General features: G+C 43.9%; 16 protein-coding genes and 1 tRNA gene. 9 read left to right on the forward strand and 8 right to left on the reverse strand.

Translation table 11 applies throughout. The annotated features are described in order from the left end of the window. Positions 1 to 5: 5 nt before the first annotated feature. On the reverse strand, positions 6 to 695 hold the full coding sequence (locus tag ATB76_RS17435; protein ID WP_061035806.1) for an SDR family oxidoreductase: 690 nt from the start codon (positions 693 to 695) through the stop codon (positions 6 to 8). A 282-nt stretch (positions 696 to 977) separates the two neighbouring features. On the opposite strand from ATB76_RS17435, the gene ATB76_RS17440 reads away from it, so the two are divergent. From ATB76_RS17440 to ATB76_RS17450, 3 genes are all read left to right on the forward strand, one after another. Then, entirely contained in the window at positions 978 to 1,898 is a 921-nt protein-coding gene (locus tag ATB76_RS17440) for a histone deacetylase (protein ID WP_061035807.1), read from the forward strand. 533 nt (positions 1,899 to 2,431) lie between these two features. After that, entirely contained in the window at positions 2,432 to 3,607 is a 1,176-nt protein-coding gene (locus ATB76_RS17445) for a YjgN family protein (protein WP_061035808.1), read from the forward strand. Next, positions 3,607 to 4,602 (forward strand): M48 family metallopeptidase, encoded by a 996-nt coding sequence (locus tag ATB76_RS17450; protein WP_061035809.1) that lies wholly within the window; start codon positions 3,607 to 3,609, stop codon positions 4,600 to 4,602. Before ATB76_RS17445 ends, ATB76_RS17450 begins: the two co-directional genes overlap by 1 nt. A 317-nt stretch (positions 4,603 to 4,919) precedes the next feature. Here the strand turns inward: ATB76_RS17450 and ATB76_RS17455 are convergent. The 3 genes from ATB76_RS17455 to ATB76_RS17465 all read right to left on the reverse strand — a co-directional run bounded on the left by ATB76_RS17455 (position 4,920) and on the right by ATB76_RS17465 (position 7,207). Then, positions 4,920 to 5,010 (reverse strand) — tRNA-Ser (locus ATB76_RS17455). Between the two features lie 138 nt (positions 5,011 to 5,148). Further along, the gene (locus ATB76_RS17460) at positions 5,149 to 6,957 is read right to left on the reverse strand and encodes a DUF3413 domain-containing protein (RefSeq protein WP_061035810.1); all 1,809 of its coding nucleotides are present in this window, start codon (positions 6,955 to 6,957) and stop codon (positions 5,149 to 5,151) included. Between the two features lie 22 nt (positions 6,958 to 6,979). After that, positions 6,980 to 7,207: a YejL family protein gene (locus ATB76_RS17465; RefSeq protein ID WP_038869203.1), complete on the reverse strand. Its 228-nt coding sequence runs from the start codon at positions 7,205 to 7,207 to the stop codon at positions 6,980 to 6,982. Between the two features lie 85 nt (positions 7,208 to 7,292). Here ATB76_RS17465 and yejK point away from each other — a divergent pair, with 85 nt between their 5' ends. The 3 genes from yejK (at position 7,293) to ATB76_RS17480 (ending at position 10,996) form a co-directional block, all read left to right on the forward strand. Beyond that, positions 7,293 to 8,291 carry a nucleoid-associated protein YejK gene (gene yejK, locus ATB76_RS17470; RefSeq protein ID WP_061035811.1) on the forward strand — a complete coding sequence of 333 codons (999 nt, stop codon included), beginning with the start codon at positions 7,293 to 7,295 and terminating at the stop codon, positions 8,289 to 8,291. Between the two features lie 110 nt (positions 8,292 to 8,401). Then, positions 8,402 to 9,721, forward strand: coding sequence for an Hpt domain-containing protein (locus tag ATB76_RS17475; RefSeq protein ID WP_061035838.1), 1,320 nt, complete (start codon positions 8,402 to 8,404; stop codon positions 9,719 to 9,721). 111 nt (positions 9,722 to 9,832) lie between these two features. Then, complete coding sequence (locus ATB76_RS17480; RefSeq protein WP_042601270.1) at positions 9,833 to 10,996, forward strand: hypothetical protein; 1,164 nt, start codon at positions 9,833 to 9,835, stop codon at positions 10,994 to 10,996. A gap of 96 nt (positions 10,997 to 11,092) precedes the next feature. On the opposite strand, the gene nhaC is transcribed toward ATB76_RS17480, so the two are convergent. Further along, complete coding sequence (nhaC, locus tag ATB76_RS17485) at positions 11,093 to 12,529, reverse strand: Na+/H+ antiporter NhaC (RefSeq protein ID WP_038869209.1); 1,437 nt, start codon at positions 12,527 to 12,529, stop codon at positions 11,093 to 11,095. Between the two features lie 437 nt (positions 12,530 to 12,966). On the opposite strand from nhaC, the gene asd reads away from it, so the two are divergent. Further along, positions 12,967 to 14,082 carry an aspartate-semialdehyde dehydrogenase gene (gene asd / locus ATB76_RS17490; RefSeq protein ID WP_039974093.1) on the forward strand — a complete coding sequence of 372 codons (1,116 nt, stop codon included), beginning with the start codon at positions 12,967 to 12,969 and terminating at the stop codon, positions 14,080 to 14,082. Between the two features lie 126 nt (positions 14,083 to 14,208). Then, positions 14,209 to 14,766, forward strand: a complete 558-nt coding sequence (locus ATB76_RS28835) for a type II secretion system protein (protein WP_038869212.1) — start codon at positions 14,209 to 14,211, stop codon at positions 14,764 to 14,766. Between the two features lie 298 nt (positions 14,767 to 15,064). Here the strand turns inward: ATB76_RS28835 and ATB76_RS17500 are convergent, their stop codons facing one another. After that, positions 15,065 to 15,913, reverse strand: a complete 849-nt coding sequence (locus ATB76_RS17500; protein ID WP_038869214.1) for an ion transporter — start codon at positions 15,911 to 15,913, stop codon at positions 15,065 to 15,067. 62 nt (positions 15,914 to 15,975) lie between these two features. Next, positions 15,976 to 16,614 (reverse strand): YchE family NAAT transporter, encoded by a 639-nt coding sequence (locus ATB76_RS17505; protein WP_038869216.1) that lies wholly within the window; start codon positions 16,612 to 16,614, stop codon positions 15,976 to 15,978. A 651-nt stretch (positions 16,615 to 17,265) separates the two neighbouring features. Here ATB76_RS17505 and adhE point away from each other — a divergent pair. Continuing rightward, positions 17,266 to 19,968 carry a bifunctional acetaldehyde-CoA/alcohol dehydrogenase gene (gene adhE / locus ATB76_RS17510; protein WP_038869217.1) on the forward strand — a complete coding sequence of 901 codons (2,703 nt, stop codon included), beginning with the start codon at positions 17,266 to 17,268 and terminating at the stop codon, positions 19,966 to 19,968. 151 nt (positions 19,969 to 20,119) lie between these two features. On the opposite strand, the gene ATB76_RS17515 is transcribed toward adhE, so the two are convergent. After that, the gene (locus ATB76_RS17515) at positions 20,120 to 20,863 is read right to left on the reverse strand and encodes an SDR family oxidoreductase (protein ID WP_042601271.1); all 744 of its coding nucleotides are present in this window, start codon (positions 20,861 to 20,863) and stop codon (positions 20,120 to 20,122) included. Positions 20,864 to 20,896: the final 33 nt, after the last annotated feature.

The following is a 20,896-nucleotide window of genomic DNA, read 5'->3' on the forward strand; positions in this document are numbered from 1 at the left end:
GACTATTACCAAGGAAGTTCGGTGCCATCATAGTTAATAAACTGCCCCGAATTTTCTTGCGTGCTTTGCTCAATCACTTTTGCTAAACCATCAGCAGATGTTTGGGTGTCGATAAGCGCATTGGGTCCACCCATTTCAGTACGAACCCAGCCCGGATGGAGTGCCAAGACAGTGAAGCCCTCATCGGTTAGGTCATTACTCAAACTTTTAACAACAGAGTTGAGTGCCGCTTTGGAAGAGCGATAGATGTAACCACCACCAGAGGTGTTTTCCGTCATGCTGCCGACTTTAGAGGAGATACACGCAATTTTCTTCGCTTTGCCTTGTTGTAGCAGCGGATAAAAGCTTTCCACTAACTTCAATGGAGCGATGGTATTTATCTCGAAGACTTGTCGCCACTCTTCGATGTCGGTGTTACCAAATCCATAGCCTTTAGGCCCGTAGTAACCTGCATTGTTGATCAGCAGATCGATTGCAGGGAGTTCGCTTGCGAGTTGGGCGACTCGTTGGTAATCCGTCACGTCCAATTCATGTAGCACCAAGGTATTATAACGCGACGCTAATGCGTGTAGATCTTTACTGTCTGTTAGGTTACGGCTTGTCGCGTGAACTTGAGCGCCTTGTTGCAAATAGAGCTCGGTTAAACTCAAACCGATACCGCGATTCGCACCAGTAATAAAGACTGTCTGACTCATGAGTACACCTATCTGTCTGATTCAATAAGGTTAAGTGGAAACAGAACCATTGTGTTAGCTAAGGGCGATAAAATCAACTAACCACCATGCACCTAACATCATCGACATGAACAGAGAAATCGCGCAGAAAGAACCAAAGAAAGCGCCGAGTATCGTATATAAGGTTTTATTCATAACAGGTAGAAATTTAATTGATATTGAAAATCATTATCAATTAAATTTCTTTTTAATCAACTCAAGGAGTTGGTACTATTTCACAACGTTTTATGAAAAGAATGTCTCATGCTGCCACTGATTTATCACCCTATTTACTCGCAACTCGATCTACCAGATGGTCACCGTTATCCGATCATGAAATATCGCTACCTTTATCAAGCTGTGATGGAAAAACTCGCGAGTGAGGGTTGGGGAGGGCAAATTGAATTCTTCCAACCAAGCCCTCTAAGTACGGATGATATTAAACAGGTGCATGATGGGGAGTATGTCGACTTGTTGGTGACGGGAGCTATGCCTGCGGCCAAAATGCGTCGAATTGGGTTTCCTTGGAGCGAGGTCCTGATAACACGGACACTGACATCCACCGCCGGAACAGTGCTGACCGCAGAAAAGGCATTAGAGCATGGTGTCGCGATTCACCTAAGCGGTGGCTATCATCATGCGCACAAAAACTTTGGCAGTGGTTTTTGTCTATTCAACGATCTGGCGATTGCTGCTAAGCACATGCTTGATCATGAACACGTCGATAAAGTGATGATCATCGATAGTGATGTCCACCATGGCGATGGCACGGCAACGATTTGTGAAAGTGAACCCGACATTGTCACCTTGTCTTTCCACTGCGATAAAAACTTCCCAGCGAGAAAGCCAGACTCTGACCTTGATGTTCCATTAAGTCGTGGAACCAGTGATGAAGCTTTTTTGATGACGTTTAAAGAAGTGGTCGAAATGGCAATTAATCTGCATCGCCCTGATATGGTGATTTACGATGCTGGGGTGGATATTCATGTCGACGACGAACTGGGGTACTTCAACGTTTCGACGGAAGGCATATTTGAGCGAGACCGTTTCTTAATGCAGTTGATGAAAGACAGAGGTATTCCTGTTGCGGCTGTCGTTGGTGGTGGTTATCGAAGTGAACACGCGGATTTGGTGCCTATTCATATGCAGCTGTTGAATGCTGCCGAATTCGTTTTTAAAGACTGAATCTAGAATGTTGAAAATCGAGGAAATGGACTCAGCTCTCGAATGAACATTTAGGGCTGGGAATCCTTTCCCAATTTTATTTTCCTAGCCTTTGACGTTGTCTAAAACAACAAATGGATGGATTTAGCTAATGCAGAAAGAAGATGCTCCTGCCTTATACCGAGGCGAATACTAGGGGGCTTCGCGGTATTTAGATAGTTATAAACACCTTACAATTCGCCTGATAAAAAATGTAATCAGCAACTAACCTTTTGATTGGTAAGGTGACGTCTCAAGTTTTTGAGTTTTTTAGTGATAATGAGCTATTGTCGATTAAATTCACTGAGTGGGTGGTTTCTATCACTTTAGGTGCTTTCATTTGCGCGGAAATGACCATTAAATTATTTTTTCGGTGAATTTGAATTCATAATTAATATGTATTTTATAAATAATTGATGTTTAGTTTGCTTATGGCAGTCAAGTTTATCAATTTATGAATGAGATAGGATAACGCCTTTAAATTCATAAAATTAAATAAACTATTCGGACTGTATATGAACCATCAACGCATTTCCAATACCATCTCTTTTAAAGGGCGAGGGGGAGAGTTTTTTGGCATCTGGATTGTCAATGTTCTACTTTCTATCGTTACGCTCGGAATTTACTCTGCTTGGGCCAAAGTAAGAACAAAGCGCTACTTCTACGGTAACACGTACATCGACGGTGATAACTTTGAGTATCATGCCGAGCCAATGCAAATCTTAAAGGGACGTTTAGTCGCGCTGGCGATTGTATTGGTATGGGGTATCGCAAACTCATTCATTCCCCAATTGGCGCTTGTGCTCTTACTTCTGTTTTATGTCGCTTTGCCATGGTTGTTATGGAGCAACGCACGATTTGATTCTGCAATGACGAGTTACCGCAATGTTCACTTCTCTTTTAATTCGTCACTGAAAGATGCATACATCACCATACTTGGCCGAGGCTTTGGTGCAGCGCTGGCAGTCATGGTTTTCATTGGTATCTGTGTGGCGGTTGCGAGCGTTTCGCAAGCTGCGTCGGTTATTTTAGGGCTTTGCTCAGTCGTCGTTATGGCTGCATTTTATGGTTGGGTTGTGGTTGGCGTTCAACGTTACTTTGTTAATGGCTACCGCTATGGTGATTGGCAGTTTAGTGGCGAACTTGAAACCAGTTTCTTTGTAAAAACCTACCTGAAAGCCGTAGCAATCGGCCTTAGCACAGCTGTCGCGATTGCGATTGTAGCGATCATTGTGATGGTTGGGAGCTCAGGGCTAATGGAAGCAGCAACGGGCGACTTGGCTTCACTGAATAAATCTAGCCCTGTCATTACAATGGTTGTCATGTACCTTGGTATGATTGGCTTAACCATCGGCTTGACGGCATACACAGCAACAAGAACTCGTAACTACTTGTTCTCCCAAATGAAGCTAGAAAAAGAAGGGCAAGAAGAAAACAACTTTACGTTTAAGTCTACCTATACAGTTGATGGCTACATGTGGCTGATTATCTCAAACTTCCTATTACAAGTTGTGACCTTGAGTATTGCGAGACCATGGGTAATGGTTCGTACTTCTCGCTATGTTGCTGACAAGACGGTCGTCGTTGGAGACATGAGCCAACTGAAAGCAGCAGACCAAGATTCAAAAGTGAAATCAGCGATTTCTGATGAAGTTGCACAAGCCTTCGATCTCGGTGTTGGAATCGGTTAATGCAGTTTGAAGGAACCGCGTTTCCACCCAAAAGCTCTGATCGACATCAAGCCAAATTGGATGTCGCTCAGGCCAACTCGTTGAGTTTGGTTGTTGCTGACAATATTTTCAGCTGTGACCAGCAGCACTCGGACATTACTGCTCCAGTCGGCAATTTACCCGTCAGATTTAAGCTGCCCAATGGTTGGGTTTTCGTTACCGAACGGACTGAAGAAGTGTCTCGGTGGCTACAGGCAAATAAAAGGTCGAGCTTTGTTGATAAAATAGAATCAAACTGGCTTGCTTGGGTCGTGTCTGCGATGGCATGTATTGCCGTTGTGCTCGGGGGATATTATTACGCGTTACCTTGGGTGAGCGACAAAGTCGCATACGCTATTCCTGACAGTGTCTCAGTTGTACTTGGCGAAAAGGTACTTCAAAGCTTGGATTCCCGTTGGGAACCGAGCGAGCTGAGTAAAGCCGAACAAGAAGCCATTCGAAGCAGGGTAGAGCAGCACTTAACACAGTTAGAGGCGTTGCCTTACCAAGTAGAGATTGTTTTCCGATCTTCTGAGCTAGGGGCGAATGCGTTTGCCTTACCTGGTGGAAAGATTGTGCTGCTCGATGAATTAGTTTCGCTGTCTAAAAACCAGCAACAACTGGACAGTATTATTCTTCACGAGCTTGGTCACATTCATCATCGCCACATGTTAAAGAGATTGGTGTATTCGAGTGTCCTTTCTGTTGGTGTCGCTCTTTTAACCGGTGAAAGCTCTGGCATCGTGGACAATCTTGCCGGCGCAAGTGTGTTTGTCTTGTCCAGTGGTTACTCCAGAGAAGCCGAAATACAAGCCGATGCATTCGCAAGAGAGGCGATGCTCAAGGTTTATGGCGACACAAAGCCGATGGCTGAAATGTTTGAGTTGTTCCGTAACCAAGGTTATGAAGAGTTGCCTGAGTGGTTGAGTACTCATCCAGATCTCGATAAAAGGATTGAGGCAGCGAAAGGAAACTAATTCTTTCATACCAATACTTAACGATGAGAGCTCACTAAATATTAGTGGGCTTTTTTCTTGCATATTGAAAAGTGCTTCGAGGATTAGACAGGCTTTTCTGGATGTGGCTGAGTGCGGGGATTGCGTTCAACTAGGGATTTAGAAATCCCGCAATTTCCCAAGCGCTAAAACGACGAAAGCCCGTTGATTTCTCAACGAGCTTTCTAAATGTGGCGTGAGTGCTGGGCTTGCATTCAAGGAGGGATTTGTCTAAATCCCTCTTTAAACCTTCAGATACGAAAAAGCCCACTAATTGCTTAGCGGGCTTTTTCTGAATGTGGCGGAGAGATAGGGATTTGAACCCTAGATACGCTATTAACGTATGCCGGTTTTCAAGACCGGTGCTTTCAACCACTCAGCCATCTCTCCGTTGTTGAGGCGCATAATATAAGGCTTTGAAAACCTTGTAAACCCCAAAATGAACTGTTTGGATGTTTACTGTTCAATTTTGTGTTGTTTGCGGATAAAAGAATCAAAAAAGCTCTCCGAGTGGAGAGCTTTTTTCAATTAATTGCTTTTAGAATAGAAGCGCTGAAGTTCTGTTAGTCCTTGCATCAAGACAGGCAGTTTAGGCGTTGTTTCTCTTAAGCGTTTGTAGTTGTCATCATACAGCTTGTAGTTACCAAATTTATCGATAACTGTCGTTTGGGAGCTGGTGATCAGCGCGATTTCACGAGTGTCGCCCGCTAAAATCCAGCGGCGACGACTTTCGTCAAATAGGTTACGACCACTGCTGTAATCATAAGGGTTCGATGAGACGCCTAACATGTCTTGTAACAGCGTTACCGACAAGTCCAGATGGCTTGTACTGTGCGTAAATTCACCTGGCAGCATTCCTGGCCAATGAATAACCATAGGGACCTGAAGCTGGTAGCGGCTGTAATTGCTGTTCGCTCCCCAACTGTTGGTATTGGTCTCATTAAACTCGCTACCGTGATTAGAGGTGATGACCACTATCGTATTGGTAAGTAGTTGTTTTTCATCGAGATCAGAAATGATTTCAGCAACTGTCTTATCGGCAGATTTTACCGCTTTCTCATATGCTTTCTTGAATCGCTCGCTGGCTGGCATTTCTTCATTTGCCGCTTCTGGTTCAGATTCAAAGTTATCGACAGTGGTGACTTCGATATAGCTAAACCAAGGTTGGCTTGCTTGTTCGGTTAGCCATGTATTCCATGCAGCAATGGATTGTTTGTCGGTGTGTGCTTGCGTACCGTCTAACGTGTTAGCAAGATTAACTCCACGGAAGATTACTTCTGAGTAAAGGTCATCTTCAAAACCATTTCCGCTGAACAAACCAAAGCTATAGCCTTGATCTTTTAATACATCCAAAAGAACCGGTGCAGAGCCTTGTGCTTTGATGCTACTTGCGTAGCTACTTGGTAAGCCATAAAACAGACCGAATGCACCGTACGTGTCATTGCTAGAACTGTAGTGGTTTACAAAGTTTTGGTTGTCTTGTGCAAACTGGTACATGTTTGGCATTTCGTCTTGGTTTAGCGCATCTGCACGTAAGTTGTTCACACTGATCATCAGTACGTTCAATTTGTTACCACGACGATTAAATTCGAGTTTTTCGAGCGGGTAGCTCACCAGGTCAATATTACCTTGGTTTTCCGCTAAGCGTTTTAGGTATTCTTCACGGTCTAGTAGGCCATGTTTTTCCATAAAGCTTTTCGCGGTCATTGGGTAAGACAACGGGAAATTAGAGCGCTGGCTAGTAATCGGGTTATAGAAATAGGCATCAGCCCAAATATAAACCAAATGGCTGGTCATAAAGCTTAAGAAGAACACGGCAGCTAAAGGGCGGCCAACGTGTTTATGGGAAAGTTTGCGTTGTTTACGCCAAACCCATTCTGATAAGCCTAACTGAACCAGGAAGATAAGTGGCATAACCACAAAAAGGTGCTGCAAGTCAGAGCTGATGGCACTTTTATCTTCGCTAAACAACAACTCCCAAACCACGGGGTTTAAGTGCAAGTTGATGGATTGGTAAGCTTGGGTATCGATCAGTAAGACCGTTTGACCGACGGTTGCGAATATCACTGCCACCAAACGGAAAAGCTTCCTAGATGGCAGGACAAACGTCAGCGGGAATAGAACCAACAAGTAGAGCGCGAAAACAAGAAAGCCAAAATGGCCAACCCAGGATACCGCCAGATAGAATTGCCCCATTAGGGTCTCTGGCCAAGGCGACTGAACGATATAGCGCGTACCTATCAACATCGATGCAACGATGTTGAAGAATGCAAACCAGTGACCCCAACCAACCAGTCGAGATACACGTTCGCCGTATGAGTTTCCGCTGTCTACCATGTACTTGTTCTATTATCCGTTATTAGTGTGATTTTGGCACTTCAAGAGAAGATACGAGCGCCTGAGCAAATTTTTCAGCAATAACTTTGCGTTGTGAAGCAGCAACTTGTTGATTTAAGACATTGGTTGCGATATTTCCGGCAATCATTAGCGTCAACTCAGGAGAGGCGGCGTGTTTTTCTAGTACAGCGCCCACTTCAGCAAGAATTTTCTCTACTTGTTCGTCAGTATATTTAGATGTAATCGGCATAAAGACTCTAATAATGATAGTAAAAGCGGCTTATGATAACCTACAATGCCCAACAACTTAAACCTTGTAGCAAGATAAAATCACTATGAGCCTTCATCTTTCAAACGTTATTCTGCATCAATTATGCAAAAACGATCAGGACGAACTGGTTGTTAAACTTCGCCCGGCATCGTTAGAGAACGATACCGCTACAGAAAACCTTGTCGCGGAACTGCATCGCGTATTCCATTCTAAAGCAGGTAAAGGTTTTGGCTCTTTCCAGTCAGACAGCGAATTTCAATTTTGGCTTCAAGAAATGCGCAAAGGAGAGCGAGATTTTTACGACTTCTCACAAATTAGTGCAAATCGCTTGAAAGAAGAGTTGATTAAGTACCCATTTGCAGACGAAGGCATTTTAGTGTTTGCGGAATACCAAAGTTTAGCAACGGATTACTTGTTTATCGGCATTTTGCCTATGAACCAGAGCCTAAAGGTAACTGAAGGCTTGGATATTGATGCAACAGATTATCTAGACATCACTAAAATGGATATTGCTGCGCGCATTGACCTATCAAGCTACGATACTGACCGTGAATCAAATCGTTACCTTTCTTACATCAAAGGACGTGTTGGCCGTAAAGTGGCAGACTTCTTCTTAGATTTCTTACAAGCCGATGTTGGCTTAGATACCAAACAGCAAAACCAAGTGTTGATGCAGGCAGTTGAAGACTTTTGTGCAGACTCTAAGCTTGAGAAGCAAGAAGCGAATGAGTACAAAAAGCAAGTTTACAACTACTGTAACGAGCAAATTAAAACTGGTGATGAAGTTCAAATTTCTGAGCTATCTGGTGAATTACCGCCTAGCCAAGATGGCACCAGTTTCATGAACTTTACTAAAGAACAAGGTTACGAGTTGGAAGAGTCTTTCCCAGGTGATCGCTCAACCGTACGCAAATTGACGAAATACTTAGGAGCAGGTGGCGGTTTGAACATTAGCTTTGACAGCCTGTTGCTTGGCGAGCGTATTTTCTACGATCCGGAGACGGATACGCTGACCATTAAAGGGACGCCTCCGAATCTGAAAGATCAGTTGAGTCGCAACTAATTCAAGAAAGAGAGAGCCATGTGCTCTCTTTTTTTATGTGAAGTGTGCACAGTTTGAGCATGAATCATGGTATATGCTTGTTATTAATAGAAATAGTCGAGGAATGAGTGTTGCAGCAATTAAAAGAGGGAATAAGGCGAGTCGTCTGGATTTTATTTGTTGTGTGGTGTGCGTTTGCCGTAGGTATATGGCTTCAGGCGCAACAGACCATGAGAACGATGTCTACCGTGGACGAACTTGGTAGCAAAGTAGATGAAGTAAGAAATATTTTTCATTTCGAACTTCCATATCGTGCTCAACATGTCGATCAAGTTTCTCTTAAGCTCCAATTGGTTTATGCGGTTCGCTTACAACTCGAAAGTGAACAGGGCCAAGGATTGGGTGCTCCAGACTTAACCCAACTTCTTTATTCGACAGACCGTTTTTTAGAGGGTGCGAAGAGCTTTATTGGTAGTGATAGTGAACTCGTCGCGCTCGCAGACCAATTACGCAACAGTCGAGAGTCGGCAAGCAACTCTCAATCACTACAGACGATGTACTTTCGGCTCGGTGCATTAGTGCTAGAAGCGATGTTTAGTGACTCTGCGACGAGTGCAGACACTTATCAAGAATTAGATTTGTTGTTTACAGAATCGAAAACTTTAGCGCTTGAAGAACAGTCCTCTTTCCAACGTCGCCTTGCTCAAACATCCAGCGTGCTTGCTGCTCACGCAAAAGGCAGTCATCTTTCGAGCCAATTGCTCAACCCTGAATTCCCGAACCAACTGGCTGCGATTAGTGCTTCGCTAGAACAAAAACTGTTGGTTTACCTCTCGCTGTTGATAATGGTAAGTGCTTCCTTACTTGTATGTGTCTGTTGGGCTTTGTCTTATAAAGAGTCAGTTCTAACCGAAGGAAATCAATCCGATTCAAAAAACATAAATTCGCCAATACAACCACTCTCTCACCAACTTGATAGGGTTGAGCGGGGGAGTGAGCAGACGGAGCTTGAACCAGCAAATTCAACTGAGGTGAACGGACCTGAGAGAAGCGATTCTGAGTCCCACCAACAGTTGTTAAATGAAAGTCCCGAACCTTACATTGATATAGAAAGAATGCTTGACTCTTTGTCCGACGATGAAGAGTCCGTGCGCATGCTGTTAGACGTGTTTATTCAAGATCATACTGATGACGGCAGTAAGCTAAGAAGATTGTTACTGGAAGATAAAGAACATGCTCAGCGAGTTGCGCACAGCTTGAAAGGGGTATCGGGCAGTATAGGTGCAATGCCTCTACACTATATCTCTGGAGATATCGAATCTTTAATTAAACAAGGCGAGCAAATCTCAGACGATAAATTGAGTCAGTTAGAAGATACGTTAAAGAAAACGACACTTTTTGCCGAAAGAGTTCTCATTAGTGAAAACATTCGAGAAGTGCTAACGGATTGATATTCCTCTGACTTAAAATATAGGGTGCTGAGGTATTAAAGGTGCGTTCACGAACCTGATGCCTTGGTTCGTTCTGTTCCTGTTCTACACATTTTGACCATAGGTAATTTCATGTCCATCCGTCGACTGTCCTCTTTGATGGTAGCTTGCTTGGTTTTGAGTCTTTCAGGGTGTTCCCTGCTAGAGGTGAAAATCGACAGCCAAACTGTACCGCTCACCAAACAAGAACTCAACATGCGTATAATGACGCGTGAATACGCACAACAGTTTTTTGCTCAAGTCGAACAAGCTGCTGATGTGCTCCAAAAAAACTATGAGCCGAGCGACAAAGTAAACCAATCTTATATTCTGCTGTGGAAGATCAATGCTGAAGAAGGTCTTCAAGCGGCGGCTTATCAAGTTTCCCCAATGGCTGCGCTCATAGATACGTGGGTGTTCACTCACCAGATGAACCAGTTCTATAGTGAAGGTGCGGGCAAAGATTTGTTTGCGACGGGTGAAGCTAAACAAGTCTCTGCACATCTAGCCAAAGAAGTCGATAAACTCGCTCAGTCTCTTTTGAAAAAAGACGTTTATGAAAACACCAAAGTGTTTGTCGCTGACTTTGTAGAGAAATACCCATTCGCGGATCTAAGCATGATTCGTACACCCGCTTACCGTGCTTGGCTTGAGGCTAACCAAATCAGTGAAGAAGAAGCTGTCACAACATTGGGCACGATGCCAGAAGCCATCGGTGATGTTTCTGACCGCTTAAGTTTGGTGTCTGAGCAAACGCCTAAGATCATGACGTGGAAAGCGCAACTATTGGCGTTAAATAGTTCCGCAAGTATTGAGCAAGTAAACGCAGCACTAAATAGCTTGAAGGTGACTTCTGAGTCGTTAAAGGACTTTATCGATAATAACCCTGAGTACATGCGTAACTTAGCCGAGCAAATGGCGGTACAGTTACAGCCTTTGGTTGAAGACATTGACCAGAAAACGGAAGAGCGTTTGTCTCAGTTGAGTGAAGAGCGTCAAGCTCTGGAATTGATGGTGGCAAGAGAGCGCCAAGAAATCGCACAAATTATTACGAATGAGCGTGAGAAGTTTGCACAAGACCTAGACCATGTTTCACAAGAAGTTGTGAATCTAGCGATGGACAAATTGATTCAATTGGTTAAGAGCACAATTATTTACTTCATTCTATTTATTTTGGTTATCTTCTTTGCTCCGTTGGTTCTGGGTTATGCATTAGGTAAGCGTTCAGCAGTAAGAGCAGGGTCTAAATCGGCTTGATTACCTGTACGTAAATACTAAATGACAAACACAAAAAAGGACCGAATCATCGGTCCTTTTTTATTTACGGAAAGTTTCTATCTATGGAAAGCTGATTTAAGCCGTTTGCTGCTCGAGTTCACTTTCTGATTGTTCTTCCGTTGCTGGTGCTGTTGGTTCGCATTTATCAACAAACCAGCCCATGTAAGAAGTAAAGATGGTAACGATAATGCATACGAAGCTCAGCCACATGAACGGTGCGTATGATAATGTTGCCACACCCAAGATGCTTGCCATATAGATTCCGTTGTCACTCCACGGCACCATACCTGATGTCAGTGTGCCACCGAACTCTGCGTTACGAGATAAGTTTTTGCGTTTGTAGCCAAGGCGGTCGTAGTTCTTAGCACAGATCTTAGGCGTAAGAATCAGTGATACGTACATCGCAGAGCCAAATACGTTACCCATGAAGGCCGTACCAATCGTGCTCGTCGCAAGTGAACCCGCGCTCTGAACACGTCGTTCGAACAGCTTTGCAATAGTCTCAAGCACACCTACTTTGTCGAGCAGGCCACCGAAACCAAGACCAAACACGATTACCGCTACAGAGCCCAACATAGAAGACATGCCGCCACGGTTGAGAATCGAATCAATGAAGTCGACTCCTGAAGAAATCGCAAATGGCGCCCAAGCCGTGTTAAACGCTGTCAGGAAGTCCACATCCTGAATCATCACTGCCCAGATAATACCTAGCAGAGAACCAAAGCTAATCACAGGGAAAGAAGGCATACGCATCGCAAGTAGAGCCAATACGATGACCACTGGAACAAAGGAATAAGGCGTAATGAAAAATTGTTGCTCCATTGCCTGAATAACAGAATCCACTTGGCTCATGTCCACTTTGCCAGCGAAGTGAAAGCCAAATGCGGTAAACATGATACCAGTGATAATGTAGCTGATCAGCGCGATAGGTAGCATACCCTTGATGTGCTCAACGACTTCTACATTCGACATAGAAGAAGCAAGGATCACAGAGTCTGAAAGTGGAGACATCTTGTCACCAAAGTAACAACCCGATAGCACCGCGCCTGCGGTGATTGGGGCTGGAACTCCAAGACCTTGACCAATACCCATCATGGCAATACCGGCTGTACCCGCAGCACCCCAAGAAGTTCCCGTTGCTAGCGCAGTCAAAGAACAGATGATCATGGTAGCAAGCAAGAAGATAGAAGGGTGGATTGCTTTCAAACCGTAATAGATGATGGTCGGAACAATACCGCCTGAGATCCAAGTACCGACTAAGGCTCCTACAGCAAGAAGAATTAGCACGGCACCTAGGCCATTAGAAATGCCATTTAATGCGGCTTTTTCTAGGTCTTTGTATTGATGGCCGAGCCTTAAACCCAACAGTATGATAATGAACCAACCAATGTACAGCGCTAGCTGAATAGGAAGGTCTAATTTGGCAGTAAATGAAAATGCCAAAAGTAGAAACAAACCTAGTGAGATAAATACCTGTATCAGACTAGGTAAGCGTGTTGTAACTTGCTTCATATGTGCCTCTGTCGTTCTTGGAGCAATAGAGGAAGGCCGCTCCCTGTTTTAATCGGCGCCTAACATACATTAACAAAAATTATATTTCGAACATTTGGTACTTTATCTTGATGTTCGTCGGTAAAAACGTTTGCTTGTGAAATTAATCACCATTAATTATTAATATTAACGGTTTGAAATGTTTTGTGATGTAAAAATTATGTGCTTCAAATGTTGCTTTCTCATTGGGTGGTAGGACCATCGGTGTTGATTTCACACTTTTCTTTCGTCATCTATCCAGTTGAGCGTAAAGAAAAAGGAAGAAAATGGACTTGATTATAAAATTTCGCCGCAAACGTTAAAAAAGTTGCGTTTATTTGCAAATTAGGGCTTGAGATTTTGTGTCGAAAATTGAACTATGGAGAGAGTTTCAGAAATATACATGGAGAGTTAATGCGATGAGAGTAGGTTTAGTTGGTTGGCGTGGCATGGTTGGTTCAGTCCTTATGCAGCGCATGGTCGAAGAGAAAGACTTCGATTTGATCGAGCCAGTTTTCTACAGCACGTCTCAAATAGGTATTCCTGCACCAAACCTAGGTAAAGATGCTGGTCTACTTCAAGATGCGTTCGATATTGAAAGTTTAAAACAGCTTGATGCGGTCGTTACGTGTCAAGGTGGTAGTTACACTGAAAAAGTTTACCCAGCATTACGCCAAGCGGGTTGGAAAGGTTACTGGATTGATGCTGCTTCTACGTTACGTATGGCACAAGATTCTATTATTACCCTAGACCCAGTAAACCTTACGCAAATTCAGCAAGGTATTCATGGTGGAACCAATACATTTGTTGGTGGTAACTGCACAGTAAGCCTAATGCTAATGGGTCTTGGTGGCCTATTCGAGAAGGGTTTGGTTGAGTGGACAAGCGCAATGACGTACCAAGCGGCGTCTGGCGCAGGTGCACAAAACATGCGTGAGCTGATTTCTCAGATGGGTGTGATCAACGATTCTGTAAGCTCTGAATTGGCTAATCCAGCAAGCTCTATTCTCGATATCGACAAGAAAGTTGCAGACACAATGCGCAGCTCTTCTTTCCCTTCAGAAAAGTTTGGTGTGCCACTAGCTGGCTCTCTTATCCCTTGGATTGATGTTAAGCGTGATAACGGCCAAAGCAAAGAAGAGTGGAAAGCGGGCGTAGAAGCGAACAAGATTTTGGGCTTCCAAAATGCGCCAGTGCCAATCGATGGTACATGTGTCCGCATTGGTGCGATGCGCTGTCACTCTCAAGCTCTGACAATCAAGCTGAAGCAAAATGTACCAATGGATGAGATCGAAGAGATCATCGCAACGCACAACGATTGGGTGAAAGTTGTTCCTAACGATCGTGACATTACGGCTCAAGAACTTACACCAGCGAAAGTGACAGGTACGTTGTCTATTCCAGTAGGCCGTCTACGCAAGATGGCAATGGGTGATGACTTCCTAAATGCATTTACAGTAGGTGACCAACTATTGTGGGGGGCTGCTGAGCCACTACGCCGCACTCTACGAATCATCCTTGCTGAGAAAGCTTAATTTGTCTCAATGTTGAGATGGTTATTTTGAAAGCGCCCAACTGGGCGCTTTTTTGATATTACAATGACAGTAAGCTGACTTTTGTTGCATACCGTTGCCGCGAAATTAATCCATTGGAGTGCGGTAATGAAACAAAATACAAAAGGTTTTACTCTCATAGAGTTAGTGGTTGTCATCGTCATACTCGGCATTCTAGCCGTCGTTGCCGCACCTAAGTTTTTAAATCTTCAACATGATGCGAGAGCTTCAGTAATAGAAGGTGTAGCAGCTTCTTTGCAAAATGCTTCCGAAATTGGTCATGGAAAAGGAATTCTAGAGGGCTTCGAACACAAACAATGGGCGGATACAGACACAGAGGATGAAGATGGTAGACAGTACCACTATGGATTCCCAGCAGTGAAAACTAAAGGTATGCCGAAGTTTGTTGATTTAGATGCTGATTATAATTTAACGAAAGGTACTGAGTTTACTTGGGCTGTATATGATAACTACAGTCCGGGCTACACTGTCCCAGTTTACATGGTTTATACCTTCTCTGATTTAGTATCGGCCGAAAAGCACTATCCGTACCCAACAACAGCGGAAATAGAAGCTACCAAATGTTACGCTCGTTACGAGATTCACGCATTTGCAGATAGTTCGGGTGCCGAAACAAAAGTGTTTACTGAAACCAGTGGTTGTTAAAGTAACGATACTTGAAGGCCAATAAAAATATATAGCTAAGTCATCCCGAGTTTTAGGAAGAGCGAGATCCCCAACTCGCTCGTTCCTTGCTCTTGAGGATGACGGGCATTGTTCTCTAAACTAAAACAACGTCACTACCGAAAGCGACGAAGGAGTGCAGTCGGGAATCTCTTGGTTCGGTGTGCAACGCTCCAATACTTGGAAGCGCTCCGCTGGAAGGCTAGTGAAAGAAACTACGCTCTAAAAGGCGTTGATAGAATCTATCCCCGGAAAGACAAAATATCGCCGATTCCCGATTCTAATCTTCCTCATCCGCTCTGACGACGCGATTATCAGGATCTGCCAGCTCACTACCACAATGCTTGCAGTGCATCGCATCAGAATCATGACCGGAGCGATTACAGTTGGGGCATTTCACAAGCTCTTTGTGAGCATTCATCTCATTGCTCAGTTCTGCGGTAATAATCCCGGTAGGAACTGCCAATATCGAATAACCAAGCAACATAGTTAATGACGCGATTGCTTTACCGAGATGCGTTTGCGGCACCATGTCGCCATAGCCTACCGTAGTAATCGTCACAATCGCCCAGTAGATGCTTTTTGGGATACTCGTGAAACCGTTGTGTGGCCCTTCAATCACAAAGATCAACGCACCAAAGATGGTGACGAGAATTCCCACCGTACTAAAGAAGATAATAATCTTGCGTCGCGCCATTAAAAGGGAGCGCAATAAAATATTCGAGTCTTGCAAATAGCGAACTAACTTTAAAATACGGAAGATGCGCATAACACGCAGCAGTCTAACGACCCCCATAAAGGAAGCGCCAGGGAAGATGATAGCTAAGTAGGTTGGCAGTATCGCTAAGAGATCGACGACACCATAAAAGCTGGTGGCGTAGGACTTAGGTTTGGGCGAACAATACAGTCGCAGCAGATACTCAATGGTGAATAAAGCGGTGAAAGTATATTCCACGTAGCGCAACTCTTGCGACCATTCTGTCATTACAGTCGGCAGAGATTCCAGAATAAGAACCACGAGAGATGCGATGATCGCGACGATCAGCGCGATATCAAAGATGCGTCCGGCACGAGTATGAGTACCGAAAATAATCACATATAAATGATGCTTTAGAGACTTGCGAGGCATGATGTTGCACTATCGACGTTAAAATGAAACGGATTGCAACATCATACCAGAAGTTAAGAAACTTAGGCTAAACCAGGAAACAGGTTTCTTAAACCGTTCGCGATAAACTCAATACCAAGCGCGCCGAGGATTAGGCCCATAATACGAGTGATCACGTTGATGCCAGTTTGTCCAAGGAAACGCACAATTAAAGGCGCGGAGCGGAACAGTAACCAAGAGCAGAAACAAAATAAAACGATCGTTAAGCTGATACCAACTGTATCCAGCGCGCTAGGGTAGCGTGCGCCGTAAACGATGGTTGAGCTAATTGCACCTGGACCTGCCATTAACGGCATGGCAAGTGGTACGACACCAATTTGTTCACGGCTTACGTATTCCGTCTTCTCTTGCTTGTTTTGCTTATCTTCACCCAACTTACCACTCATCATCGAGAATGCGATGCTTAGAAGCAGTAAACCGCCAGCTACGCGAAACGAATCGAGCGAAATACTGAACATGTCCAGCAGCAACTGACCAGCAAACAAAGAAATAATCAGAATACTCGCGACAGCAATATTGGCTGTCGTGGCGGTTTTGCTTTTCTCTTCTGGCGTCATATGCCCAGTCAAAGACACAAAAACAGGCATGATGCCTACCGGGTTAACTGCGGCGACCAAACCGAGGAAAAACTGTAGGAAAATAGCTAACTCTAAAGTCTGCATGTTGCTTACTCGTAAACGTTCACAATAGTGAAAAAGAGAGGGGGTAATTTTAGGCGGTAATGTAAGGCAAAAGTGCGTTGGGAAGAAATGAAAAAAACTAACGTATTTGGGCTAGTATTTGTGAGAAAAACTAATTATTGAAAGAAATGTATGCATTCTGGAAACGAATTGTTACGTAGAAGGCTGGTGAGAACCTGAACTGATTTACACAAACGTTAACATTCGCACATTTTTCACAAAAAGAAGGGTGGTTTGTAGAGAGATATGACGCATTCGATATACTCTCAGTAGCACAAAAATTAGGGTCCACATGTAATTTTGTTGGCTAAAAATGAAACTTTTTTACAGATTGTTGTTGTTTCTTTTATTTTTAAGTTCGTTTGCTTCTTTTTTGTGCAATTAAAAATTAAGCTTAATTTGTTTGTTTATCAATTATTTAGCTGGTTTTGTTGTGGTAAACCACTACTTTGGGGGTATTTCAGTTGTGAGAACTGATCCAAGTCAATTTTTTTCACACTCTGAAATATTATACTCAGCCCTGAAAGCAATTTACTAAGATGGTTGTTAGTTAAAACGCTGATAAACAGTCAAAACGAAAGACAATAGCCTTACTAAAAAGTTTTTAATATTTATTATTTTAGGAGATCCACCATGCCTGTAACTAACTTAGCTGAACTAGATGCTCTAGTAGCACGCGTTAAAGCAGCACAAGAAGAATTCGCAACGTTCTCACAAGAGAAAGTAGACGCAATCTTCCGCGCAGCTTCTCTTGCAGCTAACCATGCTCGTATCCCACTAGCACAACAAGCAGTTGCTGAATCTGGAATGGGTATTGTTGAAGATAAGGTAATCAAAAACCACTTCGCTTCAGAATTTATCTACAACAAATACAAAGATGAAAAAACATGTGGCATCTTGGAAGAAGATGACAACCTAGGCACGATGACTATCGCAGAGCCTGTAGGTATCATCTGTGGTATCGTTCCAACAACGAACCCAACTTCTACAGCAATCTTCAAATCTCTAATCTCTCTAAAAACTCGTAACGGCATCATCTTCTCGCCACACCCACGTGCGAAGAACTCAACTAACGATGCAGCGAAACTAGTTCTAGATGCAGCAGTAGCAGCGGGTGCTCCAAAAGACATCATCGGTTGGATCGACCAACCATCTGTAGAGCTTTCTAACGCTCTTATGAAGCACGACGGTATCGCTCTTATCCTTGCAACTGGTGGTCCAGGCATGGTTAAAGCAGCATACTCTTCTGGTAAGCCAGCAATCGGTGTAGGTGCAGGTAACGTTCCTGTAGTTATCGATGAAACAGCTGACATCAAACGTGCTGTTGCTTCTATCCTTATGTCTAAGACTTTCGATAACGGCGTAGTATGTGCTTCTGAGCAAGCTGCAATCGTAGTTGGTGAAGTATACGACGAAGTGAAAGAGCGTTTCGCTTCTCACAAAGCTCACGTTCTATCTAAATCTGATGCTGATAAAGTACGTAAAGTACTTCTTATCGACGGCGCACTAAACGCGAAAATCGTAGGTCAACCTGCTCCAGCAATCGCTGAAATGGCGGGTGTTAAAGTTCCTGCTGATACAAAAGTACTTGTAGGTGAAGGCCTAGGTAAAGTTTCTTACGATGATGAATTCGCTCACGAGAAACTATCTCCAACTCTTGGTCTCTTCCGTGCTGACGACTTCGAAGACGCAGTTGCTCAAGCAGTAACAATGGTTGAAATCGGTGGTATCGGTCACACATCTGGCCTTTACACTAACCAAGACGTTAACGCAGACCGCATCCGTTACTTCGGTGACAAGATGAAGACTGCACGTATCCTTGTAAACATCCCAACTACTCACGGTGGTATCGGTGACCTTTACAACTTCAACGTAGCACCTTCTCTAACTCTAGGTTGTGGTTCATGGGGTGGTAACTCTATCTCTGAAAACGTTGGTCCTAAGCACCTTATCAACAAGAAAACTGTAGCTAAGCGAGCTGAAAACATGTTGTGGCACAAACTACCTAAGTCTATCTACTTCCGTCGTGGTAGCCTTCCAATCGCAATGAGCGACCTAGAAGGTAAGAAACGCGCATTCCTAGTAACTGACCGTTTCCTATTCAACAACGGTTACGCTGACGAAGTAGTTAAACTGCTTAAAGAGCAAGGCATCGAAGTTCAAACATTCTTCGACGTAGAAGCGGATCCAACACTATCTGTTGTTGAGAAAGGCGCAGAAGCAATGAAGAGCTTCCAACCTGACGTAATCCTAGCTCTAGGTGGCGGCTCACCAATGGATGCAGCTAAGATCATGTGGGTAATGTACGAGCACCCAGAAACTCACTTCGAAGAACTAGCAATGCGCTTTATGGACATCCGTAAACGTATCTACAAGTTCCCTAAAATGGGTCAAAAAGCTGAGCTTGTATGTATCACTACAACTTCAGGTACGGGTTCTGAAGTTACTCCATTCGCGGTTGTTACAGACGACAAGACTGGTGCTAAGTACCCACTAGCTGACTACGAAATCACGCCAAACATGGCTATCGTTGATGCTAACCTAGTAATGAATATGCCTAAGTCTCTAACAGCATTCGGTGGTTACGATGCAGTAACTCACGCTCTAGAAGCTTACGTATCTGTTCTTGCTAACGAATACTCTGATGGTCAAGCTCTACAAGCACTTAAGATGCTTAAAGAATACCTACCATCAAGCTATGCAAACGGTGCAAACGACCCAATCGCTCGTGAGAAAGTACACAACGCGGCAACTATCGCTGGTATCGCGTTTGCGAACGCATTCCTAGGTGTTTGTCACTCAATGGCGCACAAGATTGGTGCTGAGTTCCACCTACCACACGGTCTTGCTAACGCGCTACTAATCTCGAACGTTGTACGTTACAACGCGAACGATAACCCAACTAAGCAGACTGCATTCTCTCAGTACGACCGTCCACAAGCACGTCGTCGTTACGCTGAAGTTGCTGACCACCTAGGCCTAAGCCAAGCTGGTGACCGTACTGCTCAGAAAATTGAACGTCTACTAGCATGGCTAGAAGAGCTGAAAGGTGACCTAGACATCCCGCTGTCGATTCAAGCAGCAGGCGTTGCAGAGTCTGATTTCGTTGCGAAACTAGACGAGCTAGCGGTTGAAGCGTTCGATGACCAATGTACTGGTGCGAACCCACGTTACCCTCTAATCACAGAGCTAAAAGAAGTACTAATGGCTTCTTACTACGGTAAAGCCTTCGTTGAAGGCGAAACTTTCGAAGGTACAACTGTTATCAAAAAGAAAGCAGACCAAGTAGCGAAAGAAGCAGCACCAAAAGCTAAGAAAGAAAAAGCTAACGCATAAGCAAGATGTTAGTTATGGGATAGGTTTTCGCTAGCACGAAATCTACCATCGGGAAAAAGCAAAGCCCCAGTCGAGAGACTGGGGCTTTTTTTTATGCTTTTCAAATTATGAGAAGTTCTGCTTGAAGAGGTGTTTTGGTTAGGAGGTTTACTCAGACTTCGGTCGTTACGACTCGACCGCTAAAGTACTCGTTAGCAACAATATAAGCCGTATTCCTCACTAGCTCGTCTTGAATTTGCGCCCAATGTCGTTCATCTACATCTTCACTCGTATGATTTACTGAAGGGATGACACCACCAACCCGGATGTTGAAAGGGGTCAGTTCTTTTGCCCAGCTGTGGGTAAAACCAGAGACTAATGCCGCCATGCTTTCCACACCCGTGAGATCTTCATGATTATCATGAGAAATGACATTGACGATTACGCCTTTCTTTTCTCTGGAGCGGAAGCGCTCTGCGCTCACTTGACCATAGGTATAAAGAAAGCGAGCCGCAGATGAAAGATGATCGATATAAGTACTCATTGGTTCTGGAGCCATCAAACTTGGCATTGGTGAACTGGTCCAACAATTGACGATGACATCTGGTGTCGCACCAAGCTGAGATTCTATTTGGTCAAACAATAAATTGATGGACGTGGTGTTATCACTGCACACATTAATGGCGTACACCTTATCTGAAAAGGCGCTAATTTGCTCATAACTGGCTCTCAAGGCCGTTGGATTCTGGTCGCAAAGAACAATCGTTGCCCCTAAGTGGGCAAAGTGACTAGAGCATGTTCTGCCGAGGATAGTTCCTGCGGAAGTGACGAGAATGATTGATTCTTTAATATCCATAGCACCTACACTGTCATTTCTTGTGTTAAACAATACATCAGTGGTTTGTGCTAACAGCATGGATGAATTTTTATGAGCTCAGTGTGAAAAGCT

Source organism: Vibrio sp. MOR3 (genome assembly GCF_001557775.1).
Taxonomy (GTDB): Bacteria; Pseudomonadota; Gammaproteobacteria; order Enterobacterales; family Vibrionaceae; genus Vibrio; species Vibrio jasicida.